The sequence below is a fragment of the Intrasporangium chromatireducens Q5-1 genome, from assembly GCF_000576575.1.
In the GTDB taxonomy this organism is placed as follows: Bacteria; Actinomycetota; Actinomycetes; order Actinomycetales; family Dermatophilaceae; genus Intrasporangium_A; species Intrasporangium_A chromatireducens.
On the sequence record NZ_AWQS01000320.1, the window covers coordinates 1 to 3,667 of the forward strand.

4 protein-coding genes are annotated in these 3,667 nt (G+C 71.6%); 3 read left to right on the top strand and 1 reads right to left on the bottom strand.

The genetic code is table 11. The annotated features are described in order from the left end of the window. Nucleotides 1-90 precede the first annotated feature (90 nt). Genes N864_RS20250 through N864_RS20260 form a run of 3 tightly spaced genes read left to right on the top strand, consistent with a single transcriptional unit; the run spans nucleotide 91 to nucleotide 2,740 of the window. A complete protein-coding gene (locus tag N864_RS20250) occupies nucleotides 91-822 on the top strand; it encodes a hypothetical protein (RefSeq protein WP_205621015.1) in 732 nt (243 codons plus the stop codon). 2 nt (nucleotides 823-824) lie between these two features. After that, nucleotides 825-1,556 carry a response regulator transcription factor gene (locus N864_RS20255; protein WP_051518860.1) on the top strand — a complete coding sequence of 244 codons (732 nt, stop codon included), beginning with the start codon at nucleotides 825-827 and terminating at the stop codon, nucleotides 1,554-1,556. Continuing rightward, on the top strand, nucleotides 1,553-2,740 hold the full coding sequence (locus tag N864_RS20260; RefSeq protein WP_081794081.1) for a sensor histidine kinase: 1,188 nt from the start codon (nucleotides 1,553-1,555) through the stop codon (nucleotides 2,738-2,740). Before N864_RS20255 ends, N864_RS20260 begins: the two co-directional genes overlap by 4 nt. 35 nt (nucleotides 2,741-2,775) lie before the next feature. Here the strand turns inward: N864_RS20260 and N864_RS20265 are convergent. Beyond that, the coding region (locus N864_RS20265) for a DUF2254 family protein (RefSeq protein WP_034721663.1) at nucleotides 2,776-3,667 on the bottom strand (892 nt) is incomplete at its 5' end.

A 3,667-nucleotide genomic window follows, 5' to 3' on the forward strand; every position in this document is an offset into this window, starting at 1 on the left:
CCGCTTCGCCCGCGGCGAGATCGACGTCGAGGCGTATCGCATGCAGCGCGAGGCGCTGGCGCAGACCCGGGGCGAGCGACAGGCCCGGCCATGACGACGACGGCACCGCTGCGGAGCCGCGGGAAGCGCCGCGCTCGAGCGCCACTCGTCGCGCTGGCCGTCGCCTCTGCCCTGCTCGTGGCGTCGGCCGTCATGGCCTTCGTCGGCGTCTTCGGACCGGCACCGTGGGGCGTGAGTACAGCGGCCTCCCCCGACCCAGGAGCGAGCACCGGCCTGGGGCCGAACACCTCCGGCATGCCGGGCGGCCGGTCGCTGGGCCAGCTGTTTGGCGATGGCCCCGCCATGATGGCCGGACAGATCTGGCTCGGCGGGGACGGCAGGCAGGTCACCACTATCGCGGATGCTCGGGCTCGCGCGGCCGAGGCGGGCGCGGCCCGAGGTCTGCACCCGGGCGAGGTCGTGCAGTTCACCGACAACTTCTATGTCGAGCTGAAGGACAGCAGGGGCGCCGCGACGACGGAGGTCCTGGTCGACCCCGCCTCGGGTGCCGTGCGGACCGAGCCGGGCCCAGCGATGATGTGGAACACCGGCTCTCACGCCGTTGCGCTCACCGAGGCGAGGGCCCGAGCGGCAGCGTCGGCCTGGCTCGCCGCGAACCGTCCGGGCGAGACCGTCAGCACCATCGACAGCTATCCCGGCTACTACACGGTCGACACGCAGGCGAGCGGGAAGATGATGGGCATGCTGTCCGTCAACGGGGCGACCGGGGCAGTCTGGTACCACACGTGGCACGGAACCTTCGTGGCGATGGAGGACAGCTGAGCATGGCGGACCCGGCGCACGCTCTCGAGACGCCACGGCGCGCGCTCGTGGTCGATGACGAGCCGAGCCTGGTCCGGGTGGTCGTCGGTTATCTGCAGGCCGAGGGCTTCGACGTCGAGAGCGTCGGCGATGGGCCGGCTGCGTTGGGACTGGCACGCCACCACGACTTCGACGTGGTCGTGCTCGACCTCGGGCTGCCGGGCATGGACGGTGTCGAGGTCTGCCGGCAGCTGCGTACCTTCACCGACGCCTATGTGGTCATGCTGACCGCCCGGGCGGACGAGGTCGACATGCTCATCGGCCTCGCAGTGGGGGCGGACGACTACATCACCAAGCCGTTCTCCCCGCGCGAGCTGATCGCCCGGATCCGCACGCTGCTGCGTCGACCGAGGCAGTCCGGGCCGGCGGCCGCGGCTGCGGGTCCCTTCGCCCCGCGCGTCTTCGGGGACCTCGTGGTGGACCCGGCGGCACACGAGGCGACTCTCAAGGGCCGTCCGGTGGAGCTGACCAAGACCGAGTTCGACCTGCTCGACATCCTGAGCGCGAGGCCGCGAGTCGCCTTCACCCGCCCGATGCTGCTCGAGCAGGTCTGGGAGAGCGGCGAGTGGGCGGGCGGCGAGCACCTCGTCGACGTCCACGTCGCCCACCTGCGACGAAAGCTCGGGGACGACGCGCGTGATGGCAAGTACGTCCGCACCATTCGCGGGGTCGGCTATCGCATGGGCGAGGGATGACCAGGCAGGACCCGAGCCCCCCGGCGGGTCAGGACGGGGACCAGGTGCGGGGGCGACAGGTCCGGCCCCTGTCCCGGCTCGGGCTCCCCTCACGCCTGCTGCTGATCAACCTGCTGATCGTCGCCTCCGGTGCGGTGACGGTCCTCGTCGCGGCGCTCCTCCTCGCCCCGGCCTTGTTCCACCAGCACCTGCAACTGGCCCACCTGCCCCAGATCGACTCGGGCGTGCGGGACCACGTCGACCGGGCGTTCGACCAGGCGCTGCTGCTCGCGCTCGGCATCGGCGTCGCGGTCGCCGCTCTCGTCGCCGCCGCGATCAGCTGGCTCATCGCGCGACGAGTCGCCGCGCCGGTCCAGCAGACCGCCGCCGCCCTGCAGCGACTCGCGGACGGACACCACGACGTCCACGTCGACGATCCCGGGCTCGGGCCCGAGCTCGCCGTTCTTGCCGACGCCTCCAACCGGCTCGGCCACCGCCTCGAGGCGACGGACGAGCAGCGGCGACTGCTGACCGCAGACCTCGCCCACCAGCTGCGCACGCCCATCGCGTCGCTGCAGGCCACCGCGCAGGCACTCCAGGACGGCATCCTGCCTGCCGACGCCGAGACCCTGGGAGTGCTGTCCGACCAGTCGACGCACCTCCAGCGACTCGTGGCAGACCTGGAGAAGGTCAGCAGGGCCGAGGAGCGACGCATCGTCCTGACGAGCGCACCGGAAAGCCTCGTCCCCATCGTCGAACGAGCGGTCGCAGCAGAACAGGAGCGGTATGCCGCTCACGCCGTCACGCTCACGACTGACCTTCCCGAGACGGGAGCCATCGCGCGGGTCGACCGGGACCGGCTCCGTGAGGTGCTGGGGAACTTGCTCGACAACGCGCTTCGGCACACACCGCCCGGCGGGCAGGTCAGCGTCGGCGTGCATGCCGCCCCGTCACGGCCGGCAGCCGTCGTCATCACGGTGACCGACACCGGCAGCGGCTTCGACCCTGGCCGCGCTGAGCTGCTGTTCCGCCGGTTCCACCGTGAGTCCACACAGACGCCGGGCAGCGGTGTCGGCCTGACCATCGCCCGAGCCCTCGTCGAAGCGCACGGCGGCACCCTCACCGCCTCCAGTCCTGGTCCCGGCCACGGAGCGACGTTCACGATCACGCTCCCGGTGGAGCCCGGTGGACCGCGCCCGGCCTGACACTCGGGGCCACTGCCCCAACGAACGGGACCGGCTCACGCGTCCGCGGCCCCGACCGCCTGCTCCACGCATTCGGACAGGCGTGCTCTGGCCTCGGCGAGCATCGGTGACGGGGGCATCTGGTCGAGGAGGGGTTGGAAGCTGCTCAGGTCGCGCTCTATACGGCGACGTGACTCTCCGCTCGACCGCGGGAAGAGGTCTGCGTAGGCCTCGAGCACGCGCACGGCCGTCAGGTGCTGATGGGACTCGTGCGCGCTGACCACGAGCGAGTAGAGCGAGTCGAGGACCCGGTCCAGGTCGTCGTCCCGGTAGACGACGCGCAGCTGCGGCCGGTCGGCTGCGGGCCGGCGCGATCCGGGGTCAGCGTCCTCGTCCATCCACCGGGCCGCCAGGTCCTTGAGCACGTCCACCGCCTGCTGTGCCACCCGGGGACTGTGCTTGGCCGTCGACCCGCTCGTCCACCCGATGTTCGCGATCTCGCTGATGCCCGTCGTCGCGTCGCGGTCGATGTCCCGCCGGCTCTCCATCCGGACCGCGTCGCGGACCTGGGCCAGGAGCGAGTCGGCCTCCTCGGGCTCGTCATCCCGCACGACTGCGACGACGTCGCCGTAGGACACCGCCTGGCCCAGCGTGACCTGCACGGTGATCTCCGCCTTGGGCACGCGGTCGAGCGCCGCAGCCAGCGCGTCGAGGTCGATCTGGGTCACGTATCCCATGGCGTCGGACCGGTACGTCGCGGTGACCGGGTGCGTCGACTCCCCCTGCCTCATCGTCCGCTGCCGCAGCTCCTCCTGCCGCCTTCGGGCGGCGAGGGCACGGTCGTGGATCTGGCGCAGGACGTTCGTCGGGCGCATCTGGTCGACCGTCGTGTAGACGAGAACGAGCAGCAGCAGCATGGCGAGCACGGTCAGCACGGTCGCGATGCCG

Excerpts from the sequence above, each read along its gene's own strand:
- N864_RS20250 (WP_205621015.1), top strand. The coding sequence starts at position 91 with ATGACGACGACGGCACCGCTGCGGAGCCGCGGGAAGCGCCGCGCTCGA.
- N864_RS20255 (WP_051518860.1), top strand. The coding sequence starts at position 825 with ATGGCGGACCCGGCGCACGCTCTCGAGACGCCACGGCGCGCGCTCGTG.
- N864_RS20260 (WP_081794081.1), top strand. The coding sequence starts at position 1,553 with ATGACCAGGCAGGACCCGAGCCCCCCGGCGGGTCAGGACGGGGACCAG.